27 protein-coding genes are annotated in these 26,931 nt (G+C 69.5%); 9 read left to right on the top strand and 18 right to left on the bottom strand.

Features of this window, described 5'->3' with window-relative positions; genetic code table 11:
* Positions 1 to 131: 131 nt before the first annotated feature.
* Together ACFWQC_RS01625 and ACFWQC_RS01620 are read right to left on the bottom strand one after the other, a co-directional pair.
* Positions 132 to 848 carry a hypothetical protein gene (locus ACFWQC_RS01625; protein ID WP_378672097.1) on the bottom strand — a complete coding sequence of 239 codons (717 nt, stop codon included), beginning with the start codon at positions 846 to 848 and terminating at the stop codon, positions 132 to 134.
* A gap of 31 nt (positions 849 to 879) precedes the next feature.
* On the bottom strand, positions 880 to 1,581 hold the full coding sequence (locus tag ACFWQC_RS01620; protein ID WP_378672094.1) for an NAD-dependent deacylase: 702 nt from the start codon (positions 1,579 to 1,581) through the stop codon (positions 880 to 882).
* Positions 1,582 to 1,759: 178 nt separating this feature from the next.
* Here ACFWQC_RS01620 and ACFWQC_RS01615 point away from each other — a divergent pair, with 178 nt between their 5' ends.
* The 3 genes from ACFWQC_RS01615 to ACFWQC_RS01605 all read left to right on the top strand — a co-directional run bounded on the left by ACFWQC_RS01615 (position 1,760) and on the right by ACFWQC_RS01605 (position 4,018).
* Positions 1,760 to 2,923 (top strand): beta-1,3-glucanase family protein, encoded by a 1,164-nt coding sequence (locus ACFWQC_RS01615; protein ID WP_378672091.1) that lies wholly within the window; start codon positions 1,760 to 1,762, stop codon positions 2,921 to 2,923.
* A gap of 81 nt (positions 2,924 to 3,004) precedes the next feature.
* Positions 3,005 to 3,415 carry a hypothetical protein gene (locus tag ACFWQC_RS01610; RefSeq protein WP_378672087.1) on the top strand — a complete coding sequence of 137 codons (411 nt, stop codon included), beginning with the start codon at positions 3,005 to 3,007 and terminating at the stop codon, positions 3,413 to 3,415.
* A gap of 45 nt (positions 3,416 to 3,460) precedes the next feature.
* Positions 3,461 to 4,018, top strand: coding sequence for a hypothetical protein (locus ACFWQC_RS01605; RefSeq protein ID WP_378672084.1), 558 nt, complete (start codon positions 3,461 to 3,463; stop codon positions 4,016 to 4,018).
* Between the two features lie 43 nt (positions 4,019 to 4,061).
* Here the strand turns inward: ACFWQC_RS01605 and ACFWQC_RS01600 are convergent, their stop codons facing one another.
* From ACFWQC_RS01600 to ACFWQC_RS01565, 8 genes are all read right to left on the bottom strand, one after another.
* Positions 4,062 to 5,282: a cation:proton antiporter gene (locus tag ACFWQC_RS01600; RefSeq protein ID WP_378672081.1), complete on the bottom strand. Its 1,221-nt coding sequence runs from the start codon at positions 5,280 to 5,282 to the stop codon at positions 4,062 to 4,064.
* Between the two features lie 101 nt (positions 5,283 to 5,383).
* Complete coding sequence (locus ACFWQC_RS01595) at positions 5,384 to 6,445, bottom strand: fatty acid desaturase family protein (protein ID WP_378672078.1); 1,062 nt, start codon at positions 6,443 to 6,445, stop codon at positions 5,384 to 5,386.
* A 5-nt stretch (positions 6,446 to 6,450) separates the two neighbouring features.
* A complete protein-coding gene (locus ACFWQC_RS01590; RefSeq protein ID WP_378672075.1) occupies positions 6,451 to 7,305 on the bottom strand; it encodes an ABC transporter permease in 855 nt (284 codons plus the stop codon).
* Position 7,306: 1 nt separating this feature from the next.
* Entirely contained in the window at positions 7,307 to 8,047 is a 741-nt protein-coding gene (locus tag ACFWQC_RS01585; protein WP_378672072.1) for an ABC transporter ATP-binding protein, read from the bottom strand.
* Positions 8,044 to 8,856 carry an alpha/beta hydrolase gene (locus tag ACFWQC_RS01580; protein ID WP_378672069.1) on the bottom strand — a complete coding sequence of 271 codons (813 nt, stop codon included), beginning with the start codon at positions 8,854 to 8,856 and terminating at the stop codon, positions 8,044 to 8,046. Before ACFWQC_RS01580 ends, ACFWQC_RS01585 begins: the two co-directional genes overlap by 4 nt.
* 102 nt (positions 8,857 to 8,958) lie before the next feature.
* Entirely contained in the window at positions 8,959 to 9,621 is a 663-nt protein-coding gene (locus ACFWQC_RS01575) for a response regulator (RefSeq protein ID WP_378672067.1), read from the bottom strand.
* On the bottom strand, positions 9,618 to 10,817 hold the full coding sequence (locus tag ACFWQC_RS01570) for a sensor histidine kinase (protein ID WP_378672064.1): 1,200 nt from the start codon (positions 10,815 to 10,817) through the stop codon (positions 9,618 to 9,620). The genes ACFWQC_RS01575 and ACFWQC_RS01570 overlap by 4 nt, the downstream gene beginning before the upstream one ends.
* A gap of 42 nt (positions 10,818 to 10,859) precedes the next feature.
* The gene (locus ACFWQC_RS01565; RefSeq protein ID WP_378672061.1) at positions 10,860 to 11,324 is read right to left on the bottom strand and encodes an SRPBCC domain-containing protein; all 465 of its coding nucleotides are present in this window, start codon (positions 11,322 to 11,324) and stop codon (positions 10,860 to 10,862) included.
* A gap of 96 nt (positions 11,325 to 11,420) precedes the next feature.
* Between ACFWQC_RS01565 and ACFWQC_RS01560 the strand changes: the two genes are divergently transcribed.
* Complete coding sequence (locus ACFWQC_RS01560; RefSeq protein ID WP_378672059.1) at positions 11,421 to 11,891, top strand: winged helix-turn-helix transcriptional regulator; 471 nt, start codon at positions 11,421 to 11,423, stop codon at positions 11,889 to 11,891.
* A 57-nt stretch (positions 11,892 to 11,948) separates the two neighbouring features.
* Here the strand turns inward: ACFWQC_RS01560 and ACFWQC_RS01555 are convergent, their stop codons facing one another.
* From ACFWQC_RS01555 to ACFWQC_RS01530, 6 genes are all read right to left on the bottom strand, one after another.
* Positions 11,949 to 13,250 (bottom strand): MFS transporter, encoded by a 1,302-nt coding sequence (locus tag ACFWQC_RS01555; RefSeq protein WP_378672057.1) that lies wholly within the window; start codon positions 13,248 to 13,250, stop codon positions 11,949 to 11,951.
* A 111-nt stretch (positions 13,251 to 13,361) separates the two neighbouring features.
* Positions 13,362 to 13,928: a MarR family winged helix-turn-helix transcriptional regulator gene (locus ACFWQC_RS01550; protein WP_378672054.1), complete on the bottom strand. Its 567-nt coding sequence runs from the start codon at positions 13,926 to 13,928 to the stop codon at positions 13,362 to 13,364.
* Positions 13,929 to 14,001: 73 nt separating this feature from the next.
* Positions 14,002 to 15,126 carry a CapA family protein gene (locus ACFWQC_RS01545; RefSeq protein ID WP_378672051.1) on the bottom strand — a complete coding sequence of 375 codons (1,125 nt, stop codon included), beginning with the start codon at positions 15,124 to 15,126 and terminating at the stop codon, positions 14,002 to 14,004.
* Positions 15,123 to 15,941, bottom strand: coding sequence for an amino acid ABC transporter ATP-binding protein (locus ACFWQC_RS01540; protein ID WP_378672048.1), 819 nt, complete (start codon positions 15,939 to 15,941; stop codon positions 15,123 to 15,125). Before ACFWQC_RS01540 ends, ACFWQC_RS01545 begins: the two co-directional genes overlap by 4 nt.
* Positions 15,938 to 16,834 (bottom strand): amino acid ABC transporter permease, encoded by an 897-nt coding sequence (locus tag ACFWQC_RS01535; protein ID WP_378672045.1) that lies wholly within the window; start codon positions 16,832 to 16,834, stop codon positions 15,938 to 15,940. The genes ACFWQC_RS01540 and ACFWQC_RS01535 overlap by 4 nt, the downstream gene beginning before the upstream one ends.
* A complete protein-coding gene (locus tag ACFWQC_RS01530) occupies positions 16,831 to 17,742 on the bottom strand; it encodes a transporter substrate-binding domain-containing protein (RefSeq protein ID WP_378672042.1) in 912 nt (303 codons plus the stop codon). Before ACFWQC_RS01530 ends, ACFWQC_RS01535 begins: the two co-directional genes overlap by 4 nt.
* 245 nt (positions 17,743 to 17,987) lie before the next feature.
* Here ACFWQC_RS01530 and ACFWQC_RS01525 point away from each other — a divergent pair, with 245 nt between their 5' ends.
* From ACFWQC_RS01525 to ACFWQC_RS01505, 5 genes are read left to right on the top strand one after another with little or no spacing between them, the layout of a single operon-like run.
* Positions 17,988 to 19,226 (top strand): CaiB/BaiF CoA transferase family protein, encoded by a 1,239-nt coding sequence (locus tag ACFWQC_RS01525; protein WP_378672039.1) that lies wholly within the window; start codon positions 17,988 to 17,990, stop codon positions 19,224 to 19,226.
* Complete coding sequence (locus tag ACFWQC_RS01520; protein ID WP_378672036.1) at positions 19,223 to 20,293, top strand: 2-hydroxyacyl-CoA dehydratase family protein; 1,071 nt, start codon at positions 19,223 to 19,225, stop codon at positions 20,291 to 20,293. The genes ACFWQC_RS01525 and ACFWQC_RS01520 overlap by 4 nt, the downstream gene beginning before the upstream one ends.
* Positions 20,290 to 21,534 (top strand): 2-hydroxyacyl-CoA dehydratase, encoded by a 1,245-nt coding sequence (locus ACFWQC_RS01515; protein ID WP_378672034.1) that lies wholly within the window; start codon positions 20,290 to 20,292, stop codon positions 21,532 to 21,534. Before ACFWQC_RS01520 ends, ACFWQC_RS01515 begins: the two co-directional genes overlap by 4 nt.
* 4 nt (positions 21,535 to 21,538) lie before the next feature.
* On the top strand, positions 21,539 to 22,768 hold the full coding sequence (locus tag ACFWQC_RS01510) for an MFS transporter (RefSeq protein ID WP_378672032.1): 1,230 nt from the start codon (positions 21,539 to 21,541) through the stop codon (positions 22,766 to 22,768).
* Between the two features lie 26 nt (positions 22,769 to 22,794).
* The gene (locus tag ACFWQC_RS01505) at positions 22,795 to 24,135 is read left to right on the top strand and encodes an alpha/beta fold hydrolase (protein ID WP_378672029.1); all 1,341 of its coding nucleotides are present in this window, start codon (positions 22,795 to 22,797) and stop codon (positions 24,133 to 24,135) included.
* Positions 24,136 to 24,492: 357 nt separating this feature from the next.
* Here ACFWQC_RS01505 and couO read toward each other — a convergent pair whose 3' ends face one another.
* Both couO and ACFWQC_RS01495 read right to left on the bottom strand, forming a co-directional pair.
* Positions 24,493 to 25,389 (bottom strand): 4-hydroxyphenyl-beta-ketoacyl-CoA hydrolase, encoded by an 897-nt coding sequence (gene couO, locus ACFWQC_RS01500; RefSeq protein WP_378672026.1) that lies wholly within the window; start codon positions 25,387 to 25,389, stop codon positions 24,493 to 24,495.
* Entirely contained in the window at positions 25,386 to 26,912 is a 1,527-nt protein-coding gene (locus tag ACFWQC_RS01495) for a long-chain fatty acid--CoA ligase (protein ID WP_378672023.1), read from the bottom strand. Before ACFWQC_RS01495 ends, couO begins: the two co-directional genes overlap by 4 nt.
* Positions 26,913 to 26,931 lie beyond the last annotated feature (19 nt).

The raw sequence follows: 26,931 nt of genomic DNA, 5'->3' as shown, positions 1-26,931 counted from the left end.
GGTGGGCACATTGGTTAGCAAGCCTCACGACCGCCCATTCATTCCTGGAGAGTCATTCCTCGCGCGCGGGCCGCTGCGTACGCGTTGCTCTCACCTTTCTATGAAAAGTGAGAATAGGTGCAGAGCTGTTCTCACTTCTCCAGCTCGGCGAGGTCGAAGACCTCGTCAGCGGCGGGCTCCTCGACCTGGAACTCCTTGTCGAAGTCGGAGAAGGTGAGCTCGCCGGAGCTGCCTTGGGTCCACTTCACGATCCGGTGGGGCTCGGAGGCCCGGACGTACGTCCGGCTCTCGGTCTCGCCGTGGGTGACGTCGAGGCGGACGGCGGGGCCGTCGGCGGCCATCGCCGGGCCGATCGCCTGGGCCTCGGCCTCGGGCGGAACCATCTGGTCGGTGAGGCTGTCGATGCTGCAGAAGGCGCGGAGGCTGGCCAGCTCGCCCTCGAGCTTCACCCACTTCTCACCGACTCGCTTGGCGATGCGCTCACCCTCACCCTTGGCCGGCGCGATCGACTTCCAGAACTCCTCGTCGCCCTGGTACCAGGCCGAGCCGTCGATGGAGCGCAGCGAGATCTGGCCGTCGCCGATGCTGACCTTGCCGACGCAGGCGTCGTCGGCTGAGACGTCGAGGTCGACGGTGATCTTGGTGCTCTCCGAGTCGAGTACGTCACCCTCGACATGCACGGTCTTGATGTCGTGCATCGCGGCGCGGGCGTCCTCGGCGATCTGGTTGCCGGGCTCCTTCGCGTAGTCGCGCGCCTGGGACAGCGATCCCTCCTCGTCACCACAGCCGGCGAGAGCGCTGGTCAGCGCGACGATGAGGGCGGTCGTGAGCACGGCATGGCGAAGCACGCGGCCTATCGTGACAGAGTTTACGAAGGGGTCAACGCGCGAGGGTCTGTACGTCGGCGACCCACTCGGGCACCAGCTTGCCGGCCGGCCCCTGGCGGGCGTCGTCGAAGAGGTGCGAGGTCTCCGACGAGTCCAGGTTGAGCTCGAGCGTCTTGGCCCCGGCGCGGGCGGCCATGCGCACGAGACCGGCGGCCGGGTAGACCGCGCCGCTGGTGCCGATGGCGACGAAGAGGTCGGCCCGGGCGAGCGCCTGCTCGATCAGGTCGAGGTCGTAGGGCATCTCGCCGAACCACACCACGTCGGGCCTCAGCGTGTCGTTCCCACAGCCCGGGCAGGCGGGGGCGTCGGCGAGGTCGTCGTCCCACGCGAACCGGCCCTGACAGGAGTCACAGAGGGCCGAGAGCAGCTCGCCGTGCATGTGCACCACCCGGCGGGAGCCGGCGCGTTCGTGCAGGTCATCGACGTTCTGCGTGACCACCAGCAACTCGTCGCCGAGGACCTGCTCGAGCCTGGCCAGCGCGATATGGGCCGGGTTGGGCGCCACTGCGCGCAGCTCCCGGCGGCGGTCATCGTAGAACCGATGGACCGTCGCGGGATCACGATGGAACGCCTCGGGTGTCGCCACGTTGTCGACGTGGTGACCCTGCCAGAGCCCATCGGCATCCCGGAAGGTCGCGAGACCACTCTCGGCGGAGATCCCGGCTCCGGTGAGCACGACAACTTTCACAAGCATTCAGGCTAGCGACGTTGACGAGACATCCGCTGCCCCCGGACCGCCATTTTGGTCACTTGATCGGTGTTTGTGATCGAACCGACGCCGTCCCGACGCCTCTCCGCGAAGGTATGGACTTTTACTGTAAAGGACCCTTACTGTAATTCGGGTTCCTACAGTTCCCCACTCGGGAGGTCCCATGCTGACCAGACGATCTGTACTCGCCGCCACCTCTGCCGCCTTCGCCGTGCCGCTCCTCGGCGGAACCAGCTGGCAGGCCGCGCAAGCCATGCGCCCGCAACGAATCGGAGCCCAGGCCACCATCCAGCTCCGCTTCGCCAACCGGACCGGCGCGTACGACAACGCCTCCATCCACTTCTACATCGTCGGCACCAACCTGGCGACGGGCGAGCAGTCCCGGGTCACGCCCGAGGGCACGCTCGTGCCCGTCTCGCTCGCCGACAACGGCGCCGACGGCTATGCCGACTACGCGATCCCGTTCTCGAGCAGCGGTGACACGCTCTCCCAGATCCCCGCCGACATGTCCGGCCGGATCTACTTCTCGCTCGGCGACAAGCTGAAGTTCAAGGTCAACGAGGGCAACGCGCTCGCCTATCCGGCGGCGTGGGTCGAGTCCGACCCCAGCTACGGCGTGCTTCACGACTGCGTCGAGTTCACCTACAAGAGCGGCCGGATCTACTGCAACACGACCATGGTGGACATGTTCAGCGTCCCGCTCTCGATCGCGCTGACCGGCGAGGAGTCGCCGACCACCGGAACCCTCGTCGAGGGTGGCCGCGCGAAGATCTTCTCCGCCGTCTCGGCATCGCCCGACTTCGGCTCCCTCGTCGTCGACGACCGTCGCATCATCGCGCCGGGACACGGGCTGGACGCGGGGCGGTTCTCCACCACCTACTTCGACTCCTACATCGACCAGGTGTGGTCGAAGTACGCCGCGGAGTCGCTCGTCGTGAGGGCCAACAACACCACCTTCACCGGGCGAGTCAGCGGCGACCTGTTCGCCTTCGACGGCGGGGTCAAGGCGTTCAGCCGGCCCTCGACCCGGGACGTGCTCTTCTGCGACGGCGCGCTGGCGGCTCCCAACGACGGCATCACCGGCCCGGTCGCGGCCGTGCTCGGCGCCGGCTTCAACCGGACCACTCTCCTGGCCTCCGCCGACCAGCCCACGAGCGACCCTGGCGGCTTCTACCAGGGCGATCCGGTCCATGCGTACTGCAAGGCGATGCACGACAACACGGTCGACGGGAAGGCCTACGGGTTCGCCTTCGACGACGTCGGCGGCTTCGCCTCGTACGTCGAGGACAACGCCTCCGAGATGGCGGTGACGCTGACCCCGTTCTGAGGGTCCGGGCGGCGATCCCCTCTATCGGGGATCGCCGGCTCGACTCGTCCACCGCGCCACGAGGGCCCGTACGGTCGCACCATGTCGTACGTCGTCCTCGTGGCGTGGCTCGTCCAGGCAGCGGTCGGAGTCCTGCTGCTGACGGGCTGGTTCCGGCACGGTCGCGTCCGGTCACCGGTGGTGCTCACCCACGTCGGCCTCTCCGTCCTGGGCGTCGCCTGCTGGACGACGTACGTCCTGGTCGACCAGGTCCTCTGGGCGTGGGCCGCGCTCCTGCTCATCACCGTCGGCAACGGCTTCGGCGACAACATGCTGCTGTGGCGTACGCGCCGGATGGGCGGCAGCCACCTCTCGACGATCAACGCCTACAAGGTCGCTCTCCGCTCGATCTTCAAACGCAGACTGCCGCTCCGGGTCGGGTTCCACGCCCTGTTCGCAGGCGTCGTCTACTTCTCCACCCTGGCCGTCTGCGTCGTCGCGACCGTCTCCTGACCGGTTCGGCCGCACGGGGCACCGCGCGGCCGGGATACTGGGGCCATGGGTGCGGGTGGGGCGGTTCTGATCATCGTCGTCGGGGCGATCCTGCTGTTCTTCGTGGCGGTCGGGGTGATCCTGCTCGTGGCCGCCGGAGTGGTCCGGTTGTCAGGGAAGAATCCCAAGCCGCTGGCCTGGTCCGGGGTCGGCGTGCTCGCGGTGCCGGTGCTCTTCATCGCAACGCTGGTCGTGTTCTCCCAGCTCACCCGCGACCCCGACACCATCGAGCTCGACCTGCGCGAGCCGATCCAGCTCTCCAGCCTGCCCGAGGACAACGAGGAGTTCCCGGGGATGCGCGACTACAACAGCGACCGGATCGACCTGGTGCTGCCCGACGGCGAGCACTTCGAGGCCGAGGTCGACGGGGTGCTGATCTGGTCCGAGGGCGGGTACGTCACCCGGGTCACCTTCGACCGGCGAGCCCGCGAGGCTGGCGAGACCGAGTCCCTCACCCGGGACTGGGAGAGGCAGCTCGGTGGCGCGGGCACCGTGGAGGCTGATGCGGGCTACTCCGATCACGGGCGGGTCCGGGCAGCGGTGCTCACCGATCCGACCTCGTAGAGCACGCCGTCTCTCGATTGGACGGTAGGCGCTTCAGGGCGGTTCAAGAGCCGGTCGGCGTGTCCGCTCCGGACCGGGACTCGTCGCGAGGCTGCGACCTGCCCAACAGCACTGTCGCAAGCATGGGCAGCAAGAGCACGGTGGTGGCACCGGCACCCACGAGCACCGAGGCGCTCTCGGTCGACATCTCACCCGATGACACCGAGACCGAGGTCACCGCAACGATGATGGGCAGCCCGGTGGCGGCGAAGAGCGCCACCGCCGCACCGTCGCGAGTGTCGAAGCGGTCCTGGGGTGGCCCGAGAAAGCGGCTGGCCATGAACACGGGAAGGGCGCGGGCGATCAGGATGAGCGCGAGCACGGCCGCGAAGGCGCCGGGGTTGCGCCCGATGGCTCGTGGATCGATGGCCATTCCCGAGGTCACGAAGAACACGGGCACGAGCAGTCCGAAGGCGATGCCCTCGAGCCGCGCCTCGAACCTCTCGTCGCCGTCCGGGAGGGCCAGCCGGAGGATGAAGCCGGCTGCGAACGCAGCGAGCACGATGTCCAGATCGAGTTCGTGCGCGACGAAGCTGAGCGTGACCAGCAGCAGGAGAGTCAGCCGAAGAGGGGTCTGACTGGTCGACTCCGCCCCATGACGAATGTGCACGAGCAACCACGAGCTGCCACCGCGCAGCCGAAGCGACGGGATCGTCAGCAGGAGAGCCACCGCGGCGAAGACCAGCAGGATCAGGAGCGATGTCGTCGCGCCGCGGGTGCCCAGAAGCAGTGCCATGGCCACGACGGGCCCGAGCTCGCCGTACGCACCGTGGCGCAGGACCGACTCGCCCACCCGTCCTGTGGTCATGCCGGAGTCCTTGAGGATCGGCAGCAGGGTTCCCAGGGCGGTCGACGTCAGGGCGATGGCCAGGGCCACTTCTCCATCAACCACCCCCGCTGCAGCCAGCAAGGCGGTGAGGGCGAACGCCAGGCCGAGACACGTCACCCAGGTCAGACCCGCGCGTCGCCCGGCCCGCCCGATCAGCTCCGCAGGTTTGATCTCGAAGCCGGCCAGGAGGAACAGCATGCCCAGCCCGAGCTCGCTCAGCAGCTCGATGGGCGGGCCTTCGACGGCCAGCGTGAGCCCGAACGGCCCGATCAGCATTCCGAGTCCGAGGAGAAGGACGACCTCCGGGACCAGGCGGCGTGGGATCAAGCCAGCGACGATGGGGGCCACGACGGCGACGATCGAGATCCAGAGCAGTGACTCGGCAACGGAAGGCATGCGATTCCTCTCCCCGGGACTCGGCCCTGGACTCCGTCAGCACGGTAGTTGGACGCCAGGCCCGCACCCTCACCCACGATGGGCGATGTCCGGCCCTACGGTCAGCCTGTCCTGTTGGTCACGACGAACGGGCAGGCGAAGGGGTCGCGGTCGCCGAGGCCAACGCGGTTGAGGTGGCGGACGACGATGGCGTACGACTCCAGGAGACCGGCCTCGGTGTAGGGGACACCCTGCTCGGCGCAGTAGGCGCGGACGAGGGGCTGGGCGCGGCGGAGGCTGCTGCTCGGCATGCTCGGGAAGAGGTGGTGCTCGATCTGCAGGTTCAGGCCGCCCATGAGCCAGTCGACCCAGCGCCCGCCGCGGATGTTGCGGGAGGTCAGGACCTGGCGGGAGAGGAAGTCGATCTTGGTGTCGCGCGGGACCAGCGGCATGCCCTTGTGGTTCGGGGCGAAGCTGGCGCCCATGTAGACCCCGAAGACGGCCAGCTGCACGCCCAGGAACGCCGCGCCGAGGCCGAGGCCCAGGACCGAGCAGACCAGCACCGGCCAGCCGATCAGCCGCAGCGCGAGGAACGCTGCCTCCGTACGCCGATGCTTGAGGTCTCGCTCGCCGATCACGGTGCGGACGGCACCGACGTGGAGGTTGATGCCTTCGAGGGTCAGCAGCGGGAAGAACAGCCATCCCTGGCGGGCGGTGAGCCACCGCTTGATCCCTGTACGTCGCTCGACGTCCTCGGGTGTGAACAGCAGGACCGAGGGGCGGATGTCCTCGTCGGCGTCGACCTTGTTCGGGTTGGCGTGGTGGCGGGTGTGCTTGCGCATCCACCAGCCGTAGCTCAGCCCGACGACGAGGTTGCCGAGGATGCGCGAGGCCCATTCGTTCTTCGGGCCCGAGGCGAAGATCTGCCGGTGGGCGCCGTCGTGGGAGAGGAACGCCGTCTGGGTGAACAGGACCCCGAAGGCCGCCGCGACCAGCAGCTGCCACCAGGTCTGGCCGAGGGCGAGCATCGCGAACAGCGCGAGCGCGAAGCCGGTGCCGAGGAGGGCCGCACGCCGGACGTACGTCCTCGGCGACCGCGCCAGCAGACCCTCCTGTCTGACCCGACTCATCAGCTCTGTGTAGCCGTTGACCTGACGGTGCGCCTGGCCCGGGAGCGTGGTCATCGTGGTCACCGCCCCAGTCGGCGCAACCGCGCCATGGCCAGCGGCAGGCACACCGCGATGATGGCGACCGGCCAGAGGACGGCCATGGTCAGCGCGTGCTCACCGACCCACGTGGTGGCTGGGGCGGCCATGTTGCCGAAGAGCTCGCGAGTGGCGATGACGGTGGAGGAGAGCGGGTTCCACTCGGCGGGGAGGGCGAGCCAGCCCGGCATCAGGTCGGTCGGCACGATCGTGTCGGCGACCATGGCGAGCGGGAAGACGAGCGCGAAGTACTTCATCGCCGCCTCGGGACCGCTGACCAGCAGGCCGAGCAGGATGCCGACCCAGGAGAAGGCCATCCTGAGGAGGACCAGGAGCCCGAGTGCGGCGACCACCGCGCCGAGCCCGAGATGGGCCTGCCAGCCGAACAGCGTCCCCAGCGCCAGCAGGATGGTCAGCTCGACAACCGCCAGGATCACGTCGGCCAGGGCACGCCCGGCCAGCACCGCCACCGGCGACATCGGAAGGGATCGCATCCGGTCCAGCACCCCGCCGCGTACGTCCTCGGCGACCGAGATCGTCGTGTTGCCGATGCCGAACGCCATGGTGAGCGCGAAGAGGCCGGGGAGCAGGAACTCGCGGTACTCCGCGCCCGGTACGTCCATCGCGACCCCGAAGGCCTCGCCGAAGACGAAGCCGAACATGGCCACGGCCATCACCGGGATCATCAGGGTGCCGAGGAGCTCGTCGGGGCGGCGTACGAGGTGGAGGAGGTGACGCTTGGCCACCACCCAGGTGTCGACCGTCGCCCACGTGATGCGTGATCCGTGAGCATTGACAGCCTCGATGGGTCGATCGGGGACATCGATGGACACAGTCATCTCAGGCCCCCTCGGTGATGAGCAGGAACGCCTCGTCGAGGTCGCGGCCGCCGACGCTGGACTTCAGCTCGGCGGGCGACCCCTCGGCGACGACACGACCGCGGTCGACCATCGTGATGCGTGAACACAACCGGTCGGCCTCCTCCAGGTACTGGGTGGTCAGCAGCACGGTCGTGCCGGAGTCGGCCAGCTCGCGGACCGCGTCCCAGACCTCGAGCCGGCTGCGCGGGTCGAGGCCGGTGGTGGGCTCGTCGAGGAAGAGCACCCGCGGGCTGCGGATGAGGCTGACCGCGAGGTCGAGCCGCCTGCGCATGCCTCCGGAGTAACCCTTCACCGGGCGGCCGGCGGCCTCGACGAGGTCGAAACGCTCGAGCAGCTCGTCCGCGCGGGCTCGTGCTTCCCGGGCTCGCATCCGGTACAGACGGGCGAACATCTCCAGGTTCTGACGGCCGGTCAGGACACCGTCGACCGCCGCGTACTGGCCGGCGATTCCGATGCGCGCCCGCACGCCGGCCCGGTCGCGGGCGACGTTGCGGCCGGCGACCCAGGCCTGGCCCGAGTCGAACGAGGCGAGGGTGGCCAGGATGCGTACGGTCGTGGTCTTGCCGGCCCCGTTGGGGCCGAGCAGGCCGTGGACGGTGCCGGCGGGGACGGCGAGGTCGATGCCGTCCAGGGCGGCGCCGCGGCCGGGGTAGCTCTTGCGGAGTGCCTGGGTCCAGATGGCTGGTTCGTCGGTGATCATGCTGCTGCCTCCATGGCTGCGATGGATCGTGCGGGTCGGGGTGTGCGCGCGGTGGTGACGCCGGCCGGGGTCACCACGTCGTAGCGGCCCAGAGCGATCCGGGCGATGTTGAGCAGCGACTCGCTGCCCTCGGCGTAGTAGCCGCAGTGGCCGGGGATGTCGCCGGTGCCGAACCGGGTCGCCCCGAGCTCGAGCGGGCCGCGACCGAGACCGAGAGGCCCGACCCGCACCCGTGGGACCAGCCGGATCCGGTCGGTCTCGCCGTACGCGGCCCAGAGCCGGGTGCCGGCGCCCAGCTCGGAGCGCCGCACCGCACCCATCCCGGCGCTGCCCAGCGCCACACAGTCCTCGGCGCGCGCGGAGGCGAGAGCGAGACCGGCGACCGTCGAGCCGTAGCTGTGCCCGATGAGGGTGAGGTGCGCGGCGCGCGGCAGGTAGTGGGTCAGGTTCGCCAGGTCCGGCGCCCCGGCGTAGGCGGGGCCGTTGGTGATCGCGTTGTACCACTCCGGCGGCGAGTGATAGCCCAGCCAGACCACGACGGCCGACCGGCTCTCGGGCGCGATCTGGTGCATCGTACGCAACAGCAGCTGCCCGCGGGAGCGCGGACTGTGAGCCTCGGTGCTGGTGAAGTAGTTGCCGAGGTGGTGGCCGTTGCCGGGCACGACCACGGCGATGTGGTCGGCGGTGGCGGCGTCCCCGAAAGCCTCGACGACCCGTGCCCCTCCGGGAGGGTCGCAGGCGAGGAGGTCGGGTCCGATGCTTGCATCGGCCTCGTTGAGGCCGTATCTGAGCGGCGTCACAACTGTCATGGCCGTGACGGTAGGAATCAGGTGTCGATCCGCGCGTCACTCCCGGGAGCCATTCGACCCCCTACCGGGGTAGTGCGGGATGTCCCTGAGGGCTCGAACAGGCTAGACGTGGGGCGCGACCAGGCCGCTCTCGTAGGCGAAGACGACGGCCTGGGCGCGATCGCGCAGGCCGAGCTTTCCGAGGATGCGGCTGACGTGGGTCTTCACAGTCTGCTCGGCGAGGAAGAGCTCGGCGGCGATCTCGCTGTTGGAGCTGCCGCGAGCGATGTGCTCGAGCACCTCGCGCTCGCGCTCGGTGAGCTGCTTGAGGCGCGGGTCGGCCCGCCTCTTCCTGGGCGCGCGGGCGAACTGCGCGATCACCTGCCGGGTCACCGACGGCGAGAGCAGCGCCTCGCCGGCATGGACGACCCGGATGGCGGAGGCGAGCTCGTCGGGCGAGGCGTCCTTGAGCAGGAACCCGCTGGCGCCGAGACGCAGCGACTCGTGGACGTACTCATCGGCGTCGAAGGTGGTCAGCATGACCACCTTCGTCTGTGCGGTGGCCGGGTTCTCGGAGAGCTGCCGGAGCGCCTCGATCCCGTCCATCACCGGCATCCGGACGTCCATCAGCACCACGTCAGGATGCGTACGCCGCACCACCTGCAACGCCTCGGAGCCGTCGGCGGCGGTGCCGACCACCTCGATGTCCGGCTGGGTGCTGAGCAGCGCCACGAAGCCGGAGCGCACCATCTCCTGGTCGTCGACGACCACGATCTTCACCGTCACGGGGTCTTCCTACCGCGTTTGGCGGGTGTGCGCACCGCGGTTTGCGCTGGGAGCAACGCCTCGACGACGAACTCGTCGCCGGCGGTGGCCCCAGCGGTGACGCTCCCGCCGACCGCGTTGGCACGCTCCCGCATCCCGATGAGGCCATGCCCTCCGCCTGCGGCCTCCTTGTCAGAGGCCGGGGTGGCGCCATCGAGAGCATTGGCGACCCGGATCTCGAGGTCCGTCTCCCCCATCGTCAGATCGACGCCGACCGACTCGCTGGGAGCGTGGCGGCGGGCGTTGCTGAGTGCCTCCTGCACGATCCGGTAGGCCGCGGTGCCCACCTCCGGGGCCACGTCGGTGAGCTCCGGAAGCTCACCCCGCACCTCGACCCGCTGGCCAGTTCCGCGGGCAGACTCGAAGAGATCGGCCAGCCCGTCGATGCCCGGCACCGGGACCCGGCCCGACTGACCCTCTTCGGTACGCAGCACGTCGAGCACCCCGCGCATCTGCCGCAGCGCCGACGCCGCCAGGTCGGCGATCTCGGCGAACTCCGCCTCCGCCGCCGGGCTGACGTCGTCGACCCGGTGCGGAGCCGACCTGGCCTGCACGGTGATCAGCGACATGTTGTGGGCGATCACGTCGTGCAGCTCGCGGGCGATGCGCGCCTTCTCCTCGACGACCGAGCGACGCTCATGCTCCTCCTGCAAGGCGCTGCGGCTCTCGGCGAGCCGTCGGGCGACGGTGGCGAGCGCGCCGATCAGCAGCGCGAGCGAGGCGAAGTTGGCCACCGCCACGAGCGAGTCGACGAGGTCGTTCCAGGCCATCCCGACCACGGCCAGCACCACGCCGACGGCAACCTGGATGCCCAGGGTGACAGCGGCCAGCCGCCACCCGGCGACCAGGGTCAGCACCACCAGCACCAGCAGCTGGGTCAACGTCGGCGGCGGCACCATCCATGGCCATCCGCCCGCGCCGACCCTCGCAATCGCCAGCGCGGCCACGGTCACAGCGACCAGGGAGAGCCCCGCAGCCTCCACGGGGCGCCGGAGCGCCAACGGGATCGCGGCGGCATGGGTGAACCCGAGCAGCAGCGCGACCCCGCCCGCGACCTCGAGGGGATCGGTGGTCAGGACCGCTGCCTCCACGATCCCGAGCACGAGCGCGGCGACGTACAACGCCAGACGACCGCGGCCGGGCCAGGTCTTCAGCATGGTTCAGTAATACCAGGGCAACGGTGCCCCCTCAGGTCAGCGCTACCGGCCGACGGCGGCCTTGTCCTCATTCTGGGTTCGGATGGTGCCCTCGCCGGACTCGATCCGGCCCTTGAGGCTGACGGTGATGTAGTGGGTCCAGGCGTCGTAGCAGACGTCGAAGCACTCGTCGCCGCGCGCGAGGCCCTCGTGGGTGAAGGTCACGCGGGTCTGTCCGCCGTCGCGGACGATGTCGAACCGTCCGGTCGTGCCGACCCACTCCTTCTTGTCCGCGATGAAGTCGAGATAGCCGTCGGTGAACTCCCACACCACGCGCTCCCCCGGGACCAGCTCCTTGACGAGCTGCTTGGAGTAGTGGATGTCCGGCACCAGGTAGTACCACTCGGCACCGACCTGGTCGGTGGGCCCGGCGATGTGGTGCCCCCACCAGGAACGTACGTCGTTGATGGCTTCGTACGCCTCCGCAGGTGTGGCGTCGACGGTGAAGGTTGCGGTCAGGTCGCTCATGGCTGTCCCCTTGGAATCGGTTGTGACTTGCATCATGCAACCACCACCGTAGACACAGGCACTTTCATCATGCAAGTGATTTGCTAGAGTCGCCCTGTGCTCGGAAAGACGTACGACGACCAGATCTGCTCCATCGCCCGCTCCCTGGAGATCGTGGGCGAGCGCTGGACCCTGCTGATCCTGCGGGACGCGATCTTCGCCGGCGTCACGCGGTACGGCGACTTCCAGCACAACCTCGGCATCTCCACGAACATCCTGAAGACGCGCCTCGCGACGCTCGTCGAGGCCGGCCTGATGACGCGCGACGACGCAGGGGACTACCGACCGACCGCGATGGCCCAGGGCCTGCGGCCGGCGCTCATCGCTCTCACCGAGTGGGGAGACACGTGGTTCGCCCCCGACGGCCGGCCCATCGACTACCTGCACGCCGACTGCGGCGAGCCCGTCCATGTCGAGACGCGGTGCGCGGAGCACGGCGACGTACCGCCGGACCAGGTCGTGGTGCGGCCCGGACCGGGCATGCCGGCGGACTACCTGGCGGCTCGCCGGCCGGTTCGGGACCGATGACACAGCCGGATGACACAGCAGTGCCCGCCGCGACGCACGCGGCGGGCACCGTGAGGGTCAGGCGTCGACGAGCTCCCGATCACTGGTCTCGCCGAGCCGGATCAGGGAGAACACGCTCAGCAGGCAGAACGCCGCGATGACCGTGGAGAGCACGACAGTGCTGGCGCCGGCCTTCTGCAGGGAGGCGAAGAGGAGCGGCGAGAGGCCCGCGCCCATGCCGGCGAGCTGGTAGCCGAGCGAGGCACCCGTGTAGCGCGACGAGGTCTTGAAGACCTCGCTCATCAGCGCGGCGAGCGGGCCGTAGAAGGCGGCATGGATGACCGACTGACCCAGGACCACCGCGAGCACCAGCAGCGCGACACTGCCGCTGTCGAGCATCGGGAAGAGCAGGTACGCGAAGACCGCGGTCGCGACGGCGGCGGCGAGGACCACCGGCCGGCGGCCGACCCGGTCGGTGAGCGCCGACCAGCCGAGGATGCCGATGACCGCGCCGGCCGAGGAGACCGTCAACGCGTTGAGCACCGTCGGGCGCTCGAAGCCGGCGCCGATGGCGTAGCTGATCAGGAAGGTGGTCAGCGTCCCCTGCACGACGAAGGCACCGAGCCCGACACCGACGGCGAGCAGGAGCGTGCGCGGGTGGTTGCGGAGGACATCGAGCAGCGGCGTACGTGCCTCTGCCTTCTTCTCCTTCATCGCCTCGAAGGCGGGCGATTCGGTCACGCTGAGACGGATCCACAGGCCGACCGCGAGCAGGACGATGCTCAGCAGGAACGGCACCCGCCAGCCCCATGCGGTGAACTGCTCGGGCGTGGTGACCGAGGCCATCACCGCCATCACCGCGGTCGAGAGGACCATGCCGGCCGGGGCTCCGGCGTTGGTGAACGAGGCCCACAGGCCGCGCCGGGACGTGGCGTGCTCGGCCGTGATCAGCACCGCGCCGCCCCACTCACCACCGATCGCGACACCCTGGACGACCCGGAGCAGGACGAGGAGAACCGGCGCGGCCGCACCGATCTGGCCGTACGTCGGCAGGCAGCCGATCAGGAAGCTGACCACACCCATGATCAGCATGGTCAGGACCAGCATCTTCTTCCGGCCGAGCCGGTCGCCGAAGTGTCCGAAGATCACGCCGCCGAGCGGGCGCGCCAGGTAACCGGCGGCGAACGTGCCGAAGGACGCGATCGTGCCGGTCATCGGGTCGAGGTTGGAGAAGAAGACCTCGTTGAAGACCACGGCCGAGGCGGTGGAGTAGAGCAGGAAGTCGTAGTACTCGATCAAGCTGCCCGTGAAGCTGCTGGCGACGATCCGGCCCATCTTCGTACGTGGACCGGTCGTGCTACCACCGGAGGTGAGGGTCATGTGGGGGCTCCATTCAGGATTCCTGTTTATCAGGATTCCTGGCAATTGTGAGTGACGCGCATCACGCCCGTCAACCCACTGCGGAGTCAGACCCGATGCGGACCCCCGGATCTAGGCGCCCTCAGCGCTCGCCGCGCGCTGGCCGGCGCGCAGCCGAACCGCTTCCCGCTCGGTGTCCTCGTCTCCGAAGTAGCCACCCGCCAACACCTCGGCCGCATGGTGGAGCGAGGAGAGCAGCAGACCCCGCTCGGCAGCCGGCATCCCCGCGTAGATGCGGTCCTCGACGGCGATCATCTCGGCCAGGCAGGCGTTGAGCTTCGCGAGCCCGTCGTCGGTGAGGCGCGCGAGCCTGATCCGCCGGTTGTCGGGGTGAGGGGTCCGCTCGACGAGCCCACGGGAGACCAGGTCGGACAGCACGAGATGAGCAGCCTGGGAGGAGACGAACATCAGCCGCGCGAGATCGGCGTTCGACCTCGGCACGTGGTCGCTCAGGATCAAGAGCATGCGGTATTCCGAGACCGAGATCGACTGCCTCGCCGCGATCAGCTCGGTCGCCCGCTGGAGTGCGCGCGCGAGCCGCTGGGAGACGTACTCGATCCGCGAGAACGCCGCCGTGGGAAGCCGCTCCGGTCCGACGGGCGCCGCCGGGCGCGGCGTGGCCGCTGGCTCTTCAGACATCGGGTGAACCACTTTCACATCAGGGCGAGGGCGGGATCAGAGTCTCCCATGAGGCTGTTCCGGGCAGCGGGGTTCAGGACACGACCACCGCCCTCCCATCATCGGCCCAGCAGAAGCCGGTCTTCAGCCCCGCTGTCCGGGAGATGCCCTCGATGTAGGCGACCACGGAGTCACCCTCGCCCTGCGCCAGCGGCGTCGGTCGCGCCTGCTCATCGATCCAGCACGGGATGAAGGAGGGACGTACGCGATTCTCCTCGTCGACGTCGATCACCGCGATCGCCGTGTTGCGGCTCTCCGGATGGAACGGGTACGCCGGCATGGTGGGGTCAGGCTCGAAGCCGTAGAGCTCCCGGCGTCGCTTCGCCCAGGCGCGCAGCTCCTCGGAGTCGTTGTCGGCATCCGGGGTCAACGCGTCGGTGACCGTGACGAAGTTGCCGAGGCCGTGGAAGATCGGGGCGCCGCGGTAGACCTCGATGCCGCGCATGATGTGGGCGTGGTGGCCGACCACCATGTCGGCGCCGGCGTCGACGGCCGCCCTGGCGACCTCGAACTCGTAGTCGGCGATCACCGCCGGGGTGTGCCCGATCCCCTTGTGGAGGGCCACCACCACGACGTCGACCCGCTCGGCCAGCGCGGCGACCTGGTCGGTCATCGCGCGCAGGGAGGTCTTGTCGCAGAACGTGTAGACGGTCGGCGGATTGCCCGGGTTGGCGTCGTCGAGCTCGTAGTGGGTGATCACCTTGACGTACGCCGCACCGGCCTTGAGGCTCGTCGCCCACGACTCCCGCGGGCCCACGCAGTTGTAGCTGAGCACGCCCACGGTGCGACCCCGGACGGACGTCACCACCGGGGTGGCCGCGGCGCCGACGTTCGCGCCGGTGCCCGTCGTCGCGATCCCGTGGGCAGCGGCCGCCTCGATCGTGTCGATGACCCCCTTCGTACCGAGGTCGAACGCATGGTTGCCCGCGGTCGTGCCGACGGTGAACCCGGCCTGCGCCATCGCGCGGAGCGCCTCCGGCTCGGCCGGCGGCGACGGGACGGTGATGCCGGTCGTCTCGGTCGAGGTCGTGTGCGGCACCTCGATCTGACCGATGGCGACATCGGCCGCACGCAGGATCGCCGAGCTGGGCTCGAAGAGCTTCTCCGTCTCGGGCTGCTGCAGCACGATGTCGCCGACTGCGGCGATGCGTACGGTCATGACGACACCTTCTCGAGGTCGACCGGAGAGCGACGCTCGCCGGAGTAGCGGGACAGGAATGTGCGGAGCCGCTCGGTGCGAGGTTCGGAGAAGAACCGGTCCGAGGGACCCTCTTCGACGACCTTGCCGTCGGCCATGAAGACACAGCGGTCGGCGACGTCGCGGGCGAACTCCATCTCGTGGGTGACCACGACCATCGTCATCCCGGTCTCGGCGAGGTCCTTCATGACCTGGAGCACCTCCCCGACCAGCTCCGGGTCGAGCGCGCTGGTCGGCTCGTCGAACAGCACGACCCGGGGCCGGGTGGCGACCGCTCGCGCGATGGCCACCCGTTGCTGCTGACCACCGGACAGGTGACGCGGGTGCGCGTCGGCCTTGTCGGACAGGCCGACCCGGTCGAGGAGGTGGCGAGCACGCTCCTCCGCCTGCCGTCGGTTCTGGCCGTGGACGGAGACCGCGGGCTCGGTGATGTTCTTGAGCACGGTCCAGTGCGGGAACAGGTTGAACTGCTGAAAGACCATGCCCATCCGCCGGCGCTGCACGCACACCCGGCTCTCGCTCAGCGTGCGGTGGCCCCCGCGATACGCCTCGTAGCCGAGCAGCTCGCCATCGAGGAACACCGCACCGCCGTCGATGGTCTCGAGCTGGTGGATGCATCGCACCAGGGTCGACTTGCCCGAGCCGGACGGCCCCAGGACGGCAACGACCTCCTGCTCGTTCACCTCGAGCTCGACACCGTCGAGCGCCACCTTGTCGCCGTAGCGCTTGCGTAGGTCCTGGACCCGGATGACGGGTTCCGATGATGCCTGTGTCATGCGTGATCCCCTTCCAGGGAGCGGGCTCGGACGGACGTCGACCGGTCATAGCCGCGGCCGAGGCGCTTCTCGATGCGGCGCTGCACGAGGGTCAGCAGCGTGACGACGAGGAGGTACCAGATCACGGCCACGAGGAGCAGCGGCACGACCTGGTAGGTCCGGCCGTAGATGATCTGCACGGAGTAGAGGAGGTCGGTCAAGGTGATCACGCTGACCAGGGAGGTGCCCTTGAGCAGCGCGATGAACTGGCTCCCCGACGGCGGCACGATCACCCGCAGGGCCTGAGGGAAGACCACCTTCCAGAACGTCTGACGCCCGGAGTACCCCATGGCCCGGGCCGCATCGCGCTGCCCGCTGTCGACCGACATGATCCCCGCCCGGATGATCTCCGCCATGTAGGCGCTCTCGTGCAGGCTGAGGCCGATGATCGCGGCGGTCAGCGGGGTGATGAGGTCGTTGACGGACCAGGACGCGAACCCGACCGAGAGCCGCGGCACCAGGTAGGCGAGGTTGAACCAGAAGATCAGCTGCACGAGCGGCGGTACGCCTCGCAGCAGACCGACATAGAGCTGGCACGTCCATCGGATCGGGCCGAAGTCGCTCAGCTGACCCGCGGCCGCCGCGGTGCCGATGGCGGTGCCGAGCGCCATGCAGACGACGGTGAGGAAGAGGGTCATCACCAGCCCGGACATCACCGATGGGTCGAACATGAGGTCCGCGACGACGGCCCACTCGAACCGAGGGTTGGTCGCCGCCCAGATCAGGACCAGCACGGCGGCAGCAGCGAGGAGCACCACGGACGCGAGCCGCCCCGGCTGGAACCTCGGCCGAGCGGTCGCCGCATCGGGTCGGACCGAGTCCGGCCGCGCCAGGAGCGTGTCAGCGACGGTCATGAGGGCTCACGCTTCGTGGTCGGGTTGATCAGCGGCTCCTCGACGGCGACCGGCTCCAGGCCCCACTTCTCCAGAACCTGCTGGTAGTCACCGTTGTCGAATATGTTCTGGAACGCCTCGTGCATCGTCTCCCCCAGACCGCTGTCCTTAGGGGTCAGCAGGGCAAGCAGGCTCACGCCCGAGCCTTGCTCATCCGTCTGGGTGACGTAGTCGTACGTATCGTCCGCGGCCGTCACATCCAGCGCGGCGGTCTCGGTCATCCCGGCGAAGTCGGCTCGGCCGCTCTTCACCGCCAGGAGCGTGGCGTTGGTGTCGGCGTAGTCGGCGCGCTCGTTGGCCGGCTCACCCTGCTCCGTGCACCAGGCGTTGAGCCTCTCGACCTCGCTCTCGGTGATGCTGCCGCCCACGATGGCGATGGTCTGGCCGCACGGCGCCTCGTCACCGGCGAGCCCATCGGCGTTCTCCTTCGGGAAGACGTACGTCGTCCGGGTCTGCAGCCAGGTGATGGCGTCGAAGGCACGCTCGCGTTCCGGGTTCGCCTGCACCGGCCCGTTCCAGGCCAGCCACCGACCGGACTGCATCCCGGTCAGGATGCTGGGCATCGACTGGGCGACCTCCATCCGCACGGGGACGCCGAGCTGCTCGCCCAGCACCTTCCACAGGTCAGGGTCGATGCCGGTGATCTCGCCGTCGTTCTCGACGGTGCGATAGGGCGGGTGCGCATCGCCCACGACCACCAGCTCACCGGCGTCCTGGACGTTCTTCGGGAGCGCGTCGTAGAGCGGGGCGTCGGTGTCCACCTTCCCCGACGCCGCGCCCGACTCCTCGGCCGCGCCGTTGGCGCAGGCCGCGAGAAGGGCTCCGGCGAGGGCGATCGAGACAAGTGAGGCAGTCGTCCTTACCTGCATGGTGCACTCCAGTTCGGTCGTGATCCGGTCGTGCCGCAGGTCATGTGACGTACAGCACTTCTCATGTGACTTGATATCAGCATCAGTCAGGGATCCTGTCAATACCTTCGCGGAAATTGGTCGGCGGACGCGTCCGCGCGACGTGAGGGGTCCCCGAGGGCCAATGCCTTGTGGACTCACGAATCTCCGTGATATCAAGTTGCTTGATATTAAATGCCAGGAACCCTGAGAAGCCGAGGTGTGACATGAGTTCGGGACCTTTGGCCGGAAAGACCGTCATCGATCTGACGACAGCGCTCGCCGGCCCCTACGCGACACTGCTGCTCGCCGGTCTCGGCGCGCGGGTGATCAAGGTGGAGAACCCAACACGGGGAGGCGACTCCTCCCGCAACAACTCGCCCTACCTGACCGCCGAGGGGCTGCGGCTGCGTCGATCCTCGCCGGACGACATGTCGGTGTCGATGCTGTCGCGCGGCCGCGGCAAGGAGAGCATCACGCTCAACCTGAAGCAGCCGGAGAGCAGGCAGGTCTTCTTCGATCTGGTCCGCAACGCCGACATCGTCGTCGAGAACTACAGCGCGGGTGTCACCGAGCGGCTCGGCATCGACTACCCGGCCGTCCAGGCGGTCAACGAACGCGTCGTCTACACCTCCATCAGCGGCTTCGGTGCCCAGGGGGTGGCAGGCGAAGGCAAGGCGATGGACACGATCATCCAGGCGCTCAGCGGCGTGATGATGACCGCGGGCGAGCCCGGGGACCCGCCGGTGCGGTTCGGGCTGCCGATCGGTGACCTGGTCGCCCCGCTGTTCGCGGTCATCGGCACCCTTGCCGCCGTCCTCGACGCGGAGCGTACGGGCGAAGGACAGCACGTCGACGTCTCGATGCTGGGCAGCCTCACCTCGCTGGTCGCCTGCGAACCGTTCGATGCCCTGGAGTCGGTCGGCTTCCCGCTGCGTACGGGTTCGCTGGTGCCGCGGCTCGCGCCCTTCGGCACCTTCCGGGCGCAGGACGGCTGGTTCGCCATCTGTGCCCCGACCGATGCCTTCGCGAGTGGCGTACTGGCCGCGATCGGTCAGGGAGACCTGGTCGACTCGGACCTGTTCGACACCCGGGATGCCCGCGTCGCCAACGCCGACATCCTGCATCGCATGATCGGCGACTGGGCGGCCGGACGAACCCTGGAGTCGGCCCTCGCCGCGCTCGAGGCCAGCTCGGTTCCGGTCGCTCCGGTGCGCGACACGGCTCAGGCGGTCCGCGACGAGCTCGTGACCGGGCGCGGCGAGGTCACGCCGCTGGTGCACCCGAAGTTCGGACACCATGACGGCCTCTACGGCAGCGGGATCCCGATGGTCTTCTCCCGCAGCGAGGTCGACATCACCGCCCCGGCTCCGGGCCTGGGCGAGCACACCGAGAGCGTGCTCGGCGACCTGCTCGGCTACGACGCCGACCGGGTCGAGAAGCTCCGGGAAGCCGGCGTCCTGTGACCGGCGCGGTGCCACGGATCGGGATCGTCGGCGACGACGTCCCCCGCCAGCTCGTGCTCGCCACGGGCGCCGTCCCGCAGCGCCTGCTCGGGTCCTGGCACGAGCCCGTCTCCGCCGAGTCCGGCGAGCTGCTGGGCACCGTCGACGCGGCCGCGGGTCGGATCCTGGACGGTGTGTTGTCCGGTAGGCACGACGATCTCGCCGGACTGCTGGTCTGCCATGACTCGCAGGCCAACCTCCGCATCTTCTACGTCCTGCGCATCCTCGCCCAGCGCGGGCGCCTGCCGTTCCCGGTCCACCTCGTCGACGCTCCGCGTCTTGGCAGCCCGACAGCCCGGCGTTTCGTGGGGAGGCAGTACTCCCGGCTGCTCGAGTTCTGTGAGCGGGTCACGGGCGACCGCGCCGACACCAGATCGCTCCACCACGCGGCCGAGCGGGAGCTGGCGCTGGGGCGTGCGCTCGAGGCGATGCGTGAGCGTCGACGGACCGGCGGCTGTACGGGTGCGGCGGCCCTCCGGGCCTACCGTGCCGCCGTCGCGACGCCGCCCGAGGACGCGGTCGGAGCGGTGACCGAGGCGCAGGCTCCGACCGCACCGGGCGCGACGCCCGTCTACGTGACCGGGAGCAACCACCCCGACCCCGGCCTCTACGACGTCCTGGAGCGTACCGGGGACGTCGTCGTGGTCGGCGAGGACCACGACACCGGCGATCTGGCCTGGCTCGGCGTCGCCGTCGAGGCACCCACCATCGGCGAGGTGATCGACGGGTTGGCGGCCGCACACCTCGCCCGCCCCGCCGCGGCCACGGGTGGCCTGGCCGCGGCACGAGCGGCGTACACCGCGACGTGCGCCGAGCAGACCCACGCGAGAGCGGCCCTGGCGCTGGTGCGTGAGCACGACGACGCCCCTGCCTGGGATCTGCCTCACCAGCGGCTGGAGCTTCGCCGCCGCGGGGTCCCGCTCGTGGCTCGCACCCGCATCCGGCCCGGTGACCCCTTCGCCGCGGCACAGGAGGGCATAGCCGAGATCCAGGACGGGCTCGCAGCCACAGCAGGAGGCATCTCATGAGCCGGCTCGAAGCGGCCCGTGCCGCGACACAGCACCAGAAGCAGTGGTTCGCCGACATGGCACGGCGTGCGCACGAGGGTGACCCGATCGCGCTCGTCAACGCCGACGCGCCGCACGAGGTGCTGCGCGCGTTCGACGTGCCGTACGTGGTCAACCAGTGGTGGGCCTCAATCATCTCCGCCAAGCGCCTCGGACCGGCCAGCATGCGCATGCTGGCCGAGACCGGCCTGCCGGACCACAGCCAGCAGTACGACGCCATGCCGCTGGGCGCACAGGCCCTGCCGATCGACCAGCAGCCATGGGGCGGCCTGCCGAACCCGGCGTTCGCGATCGCGGACAGCCACGGCGACGTGACCCACAAGATATTCGAGCAGTGGGGCCGCCGGCCCGGGACCGAGACGTACCTCCTCTCGCGTACTGCGGCCGACCCGGTGCCAACGCGATGGTGGGAGCTGGTGCCGTACGAGTGGGAGACGGCGTTCGGCACCGATCGCCTCGATCTCCTGCAGGACGAGATCGACGACCTGATCGGGTGGCTGGAGAAGCGCACCGGACGCGCCTTCGACGAGGACCGCTTCGCGGAGATCATGCGGCTGGCCAACGAGCAGGCCGAGTGGAACCGGCGCACCCGCGATCTCCTCGCCGCGGCCCGACCGGCACCGGTCCTGGTCAACGACACGATGCCCGCGGTGATGGTCCCGCAGTGGCACCGTGGCACGCAGTGGGCGGTCGACGCGGCTCGCCGGCTTCACGACGAGGTGGCTCAGCGCATCGACGACGGGATCGCCGTCTGTCCTGGCGAGCGGCGCCGGCTGATGTGGATCGGTCGTGGCCTCTGGTCCGACCTCGACCTCTACCAGCGATTCCACGAGGACTTCGGTGCGGTGTTCGTCTGGTCGATGTACCTGGCGATCGCGGCCGACGGGTACGTCCGCTACGGCCCCGATCCGCTCCGGGCGCTCGCGGCCCGGTTCGTCGGCCTGACCGATCTGCTCTACGTACCGCCGTGGTCGGCGGAGTGGTACGTCAAGGAGGCGCAGGCCCACGGTGTCGACGGCGTCGTCCATCTCATTGCCGACGACACCCCGGGCGGCCGGTTCATCTCCGAGGCCCTGGAGGCCGAGGGCATCCCTGTCCTGGAGATCCGCGCCAACAACGCCGACTCACGCTCGAGCGGCGCGGCTCGCATCCCTGAGCGGATCGCCGACTTCCTGCGCGAGCGGGTGCCGGCCGGGAACTGAGCACATGTCGTACGACGGGATCCTGTCTCCGCTCGCCCAGCCCGGCTTCCGCCGGTACTTCGTCGGGCAGGTGGTCACGAACATCGGTACCTGGTTTCAGAATCTCGCTCTGTCGCTGGTGGTGCTCGAGGCGACCGGGAGCGCCCAGGCCCTCGGCGGCGTGACCGTCGCGCAGTTCCTGCCGATCCTGCTGCTCAGCGTCCACGCGGGCCGGATCGTGGACCGGGTCAGCTCGCGAGCCGTCCTGCTGATCGGCGCGGCACTGTCGGCCGTGGTGGTGTCGCTGCTGGCCGTTGTGGTCTCGGCCGACACCCCGAGCCTGATCGCGGTCTATGGATTGGTCGCGTGCCTCGGTGCCGTGAACGCGTTCGAGCGGGTCGCCGCTCAGGCGATCATCCGGTCGCTGGTGAACCTGGACCGGCTCGGCCGGGCCGTTTCACTGAGCACGATCGCGGTGGCAGCCGGCCGCTCGATCGGACCGGGCCTGGCCGGCCTGCTGTTCCAGGCGGCCGGCCCGGTGGTGTGCCTGCTGGCGAACGCCGTCTCCTTCCTGCTCGTGTTCGTGCTGCTGCTCTTCGTCCATCCCCACGAAGAGCGGCTGGCGCGGCACCCCGGCCCGGTGCCCGGTCGGCTCGGAGGGGTCCTGCAGGACTCGTCGTTGCGGCTCCTCCTGGTCGTCAACGCCGTGATCGCGCTGCTGGCGCTCAACCTGAACATCGTCCTCACGTCCGTGGTGGCGCTGACGTTCGACGGATCGGCGACGAGTGTCGGCCTCAACCACGCCCTCAATGCCGTCGGCGCCGTGGCTGGCGGCCTGGTCGCGACCGCGTTGCCCAGGGTGTCGACGGGCACGCTCGCAGCGGGCTGCGCACTGCTCGGAGCCACCCTGTTCACCAGCGCACTGCCCGGCACGCTCGCGGCCTTCCTCGTGCTCGCCCCGGTGCTCGGTCTCGGCTTCGGCTTCTACACAGCGGTCATCAACGCGGTCGCCCAGGCCGCGGCACCGGCGCAAGCGGTCGGACGCGTGATGGCCCTGATGCTGCTGGGCAACGTCGGGATGGCCCCGTTCGGCGGTCTGATCAGCGGCTGGGTCATCGACCGCACGTCAGGACGGGTGTCACTGCTGACGGGCGCTGCCGTGGCTCTGACCTGCGCGTTCGCCGTCGCCCTCCACACCCTTCGACGTGGCGAGAACCGCCTCGACGCACGACCCGACCATGAAAGTGAGATGTGATGCACCTCAACGCAAGACCGAGAACCATGATCGCCGCGGCGGTCGCTGCGGTAGTAGCGGCACCGGCACTGCTGGCCGTCAGCACCCCCGCGATGGCAGCGAAGGAGACCACCGTGATCAGCGGACACCTCGACGACTCGACGCCCTACCGTTTCCTGATCCCGGACGACTGGAACGGAACCGTCTTCGTCGACCTCGACTTCGCCGGCTCAGCCACCGTCTCCGCGACGGCCGAGCAACTGGTCGAGCAGGGTGCGGCGTACGGCGGCACGACCCGCACCGTGACGGGATGGAACATCCCTGGAGCCCTCGCCAACCAGGTGGAGGCGCTGGACCGGTTCGAGGACGCCGCCGGCGAGGCGGACCGGCGGATCACGATGGGCAGCTCGATGGGTGGCTTCGTCGCCGCGGGCGTCGCCCAGCACTACCCGGACTCGATCGACGGCGTCGTCTCGATGTGCGGCGGGCTGTCCGGCACCGTCTCGCAGTGGAACCAGAAGCTCGACACGGTGTTCGTCCTCTCGACGCTGCTCGATCCCGCCGGAACGCTGCCTGTGGTCGGGATCCCCGAGGACGTCAAGGGTTCGATCGCGGCCTGGCAGGAGCGCCTCGCCGAGGCTCAGCAGACGCCGGCCGGGCGGGCCCGGATCGCGTTGGCCGCCACGATCGGCCAGCTGCCTGCGTGGTCCGAGTCGGAGCCTCGGCCGAAGCCTCGGGACACCGATGCGTACCAGCGGGGCTGGTACGGCGCCCTGGCCGCTGACTCGCTTCCCTACATCGGCCAGGCGATGAGCAGCCGGCGGTCCTTCGAGGCCCTGGTCGGCGGCAACCCGTCATGGAACACCGGTGTCGACTACGTCGCGCAGCTCGCCAAGGCCTCGCCGGAGACGCGTCGGGTGGTCTCCCGGCTCTACCGGCAGGCGGGGCTGTCGCTCGAGGCCGACGTCTCGAGGATCGACGACGGCGGCAGGATCAGCGCTGATCCTGCCGTCGTGAAGCGCTTCGCTCTCGGGACCGAGTTCGACGGCCGGATCAGCGTGCCGGTCGTGACGATGAGCAACATCGGCGACCAGATCTCGACGGTCGCCCAGCAGAGCGAGTATCAGGACGAGGTCACGCGGGCGGGCAACTCGGACCTGCTGCGTCAGACGTACGTCGAGGCGCCGAAGCACTGCGGCTTCTCGGACGCCGAGCGCGTGACGGCAGCCAACCTGCTGCTGCACCGGCTCGACACCGGCGACTGGCACGGCCGGGAGACTCCGGCCCGGATGAACCGGGTCGCGGAGTCCCTCGACCTCGGAGCGGCGCGGTTCATCCCGTTCCGGCCGGACGCGTTCAACCGGCCGTACTCCCCCGACTGGCCGTGACCGGAGGGTGACGCGCTAGAAGGTGAGCACCGGTTTCACCGTGGCGCCCCAGACCATGTCGGCGACGGCCGTCTGGATGTCCTCGTACGTGGCGGGCGTGTCAGAGCCCCTTACCGCGGTGTGTCCCGACCGTCGGCCGAGGATCGTAGACGGGTCTGGGGCGGCCGATGGGGGTACTGGCGAGGATTCGGCCCATCTGCGTCCGTGGGCCAGCCGGGCATCTGCCGTCGGGGGTGAGGGTCATCGCGGGCTCCGTTCAGGATTCCTGTTAATCAGGATTCCTGTTAATGCTGGACGATGCCCGTTCCCCCGTCAATAGATGCCACGGTCAAAACCCCCGACCGGCCGGACTCGGACTCAGGCGAGACCGAGCAGGCGGATCGCGTTCTCCTTCAACAGCAGCGGCCGAACCTCGTCCTTGATCTCGAGCTTCTCCAGGTCGCTGAACCAGCGGTCGGGGGTGATCACCGGGAAGTCGGAGCCGAACAGCACCTTCCGGCGCAGTGGCCCGTTGAGCTGCTTGACCAGCTGCGGCGGGAAGTACTTCGGCGACCAGCCGGAGAGGTCGATGTGGACGTTGGCCTTGTGGGTCGCGATCGAGATCTGCACGTCGACCCAGGGGACGGCGGGGTGCGCCATCACGATCTGCAGGTCCGGGAAGTCCGCGGCGACGTCGTCGAGGAGCAGCGGGTCGGAGTAGCGCAGCTTGATGCCGCGTCCGCCGGGCAGGCCGGCCCCGATCCCGGTCTGGCCGGTGTGGAAAAGGGCGACCACGCCGATCTCCTCCAGGGCCGCCCACAGCGGGGTGTGCTCCGGGTCGTTCGGCGAGAAGGCCTGCAGGCCGGGATGGAACTTGAAGCCGCGTACGCCGTGGTCCTCGGCGAGACGACGGGCCTGCTTCACGGCGGCCTCGCCCTTGCGGGGGTCGACGGAGCCGAACGGGATCAGCACGTCGGCGTGCTCGGTCGCGCGCTCGGCGATCTCCTCGCTCGACAGCGGCGGATGGTCGAGGCCGGTCGAGGCGTCGACGGTGAAGATCACCGCGGCCATGTCGCGCTCGCGGTAGTAGGCGGCGAGGTCGTCGACGGTCGGGGTGCGCGGGTGGTCGCCGCGGAAGTAGGCCGCCGAGGCGTCCATCAGCTCCTGGTCGAGCGAGAAGTGACCGTGATGGTCGGCCTCGACGTGGGTGTGCATGTCGAGAGCTCGGATCGAGGCGGTGTCGATACGGGGCTCGTAGCGGGTCGGGGCGGTCATGAGGTGGTTCCTTCCGGGGTGCCGTACAGCTCGCGGACGCGGGACTTCAGCAGCTTCCCGGACGCGTTGTGCGGGATCTCGTCGACGAAGACGACGGCCTTGGGGATCTTGTAGCGGGCGAGCCGACCGTCGAGGTGTTTCAGCAGGTCGTCTTGGGTGAGGGCGGAGCCGGGGCGGCGTACGACGACGGCGCGGCCGACCTCGCCCCAGCGCTCGTCGGGGACGCCGATGACGGCGGCCTCGGCGACGTCGGGATGGGTGTAGAGCGCCTGCTCGACCTCAGCCGGGTAGACGTTCTCGCCGCCGCTGATGAACATGTCCTTCACCCGGTCGACCACGTAGAGGAAGCCGTCGTCGTCGAGGACCGCGACATCGCCCGTACGCAGCCAGGGCCCGTCGAAGGCAGCCTCCGTCGCCGCTTCGTTGTGCCAGTAGCCGGGAGTCACGTTGGGACCGCTGACGTGCACCTCACCGGCCTGGCCGGAAGCCGCCTCCTCGTTGCCGGGCGCCACGACGCGTACGTCGGTGAAGAAGCAGGGGGTGCCGGCCGAGCCGAGCTTGTCGAGGCCGTCGCCGGCGCGCAGCATGGTCGTCCCCGGGGAGGCCTCGGTCAGGCCGTAGCCCTGGATGACGTGCAGGCCGCGGCTCTGCCAGGTGTCGAGAAGCGTGCGCGGGATCGGCGCACCACCGCTCAGGGCCGAGCGGAGACTGTCGAGATCGGCGCTCGCCCAGGTCGGCTCCTGGGCAAGGGCCTGGTACATCGAGGTGACGCCGAAGAGCAGGGTGACCCGCTCCCGCTCGATGGTGGCGATCGCGGCGGCCGGGTCGAAGCGGGCCGCGATGAGGGACGTACCGCCCTTGAGGAAGGTCGGGAGCAGCACCTGGTTGAGCGCGGCGGTGTGGAACAGCGGGGCGGTGACCAGGGCGATCTCGTCGGAGCGGACGTCGACGTCGACGAGCAGGTTGAAGGCGTTCCAGGCGATGTTGCCGTGCGTCAACATCACGCCCTTCGGACGTCCGCTGGTGCCGGAGGTGTACTGGATCATGAAGACGTCGTCCAGGCCGACCTCGACGTCGATCCGCTCCTTCGACGGCACGGCGAGGGTGTCCAGCCCGTGACCGTCGGCGGCTGTGAACCGATGGCTCGGCAGCCCGAGAGCCGCAACCGCCTCGGAGGAGACCGCCTCGTCGAAGTCGTCGGCGTGGATCAGCAGCGCCGGCTCGGCATCGGTGAGGATCCAGGCCAGCTCGGGCGGCGCCAGCCGGGTGTTGAGCGGCAGGAACACCGCCCCCAGCCGGGCGGTGGCGAAGAGCGTCACCGCGAGCTCGATCGAGTTCAGGCCGAGGAAGGCGACCCGGTCGCCGGTCGCGACGCCGCGGGCCCGCAGCCCGTGGGCTACCGCCTCGACGAGACGGTCGACCTCGGCGTACGTCACCACCGCGTCGTCCTGCACGAACGCCCGCGCGCCGGGGGTCATCCGGGCCCGGCGGGCGGGCCACGATCCGATGCCGCTGTCCAACATGTCGATCCTCGTTCGTCTC

Source organism: Nocardioides sp. NPDC058538, assembly GCF_042719275.1.
Taxonomy (GTDB): Bacteria; Actinomycetota; Actinomycetes; order Propionibacteriales; family Nocardioidaceae; genus Nocardioides.
Note: the sequence above shows the minus strand (reverse complement) of the source record. Positions and strands in the feature narration are given on the sequence as shown.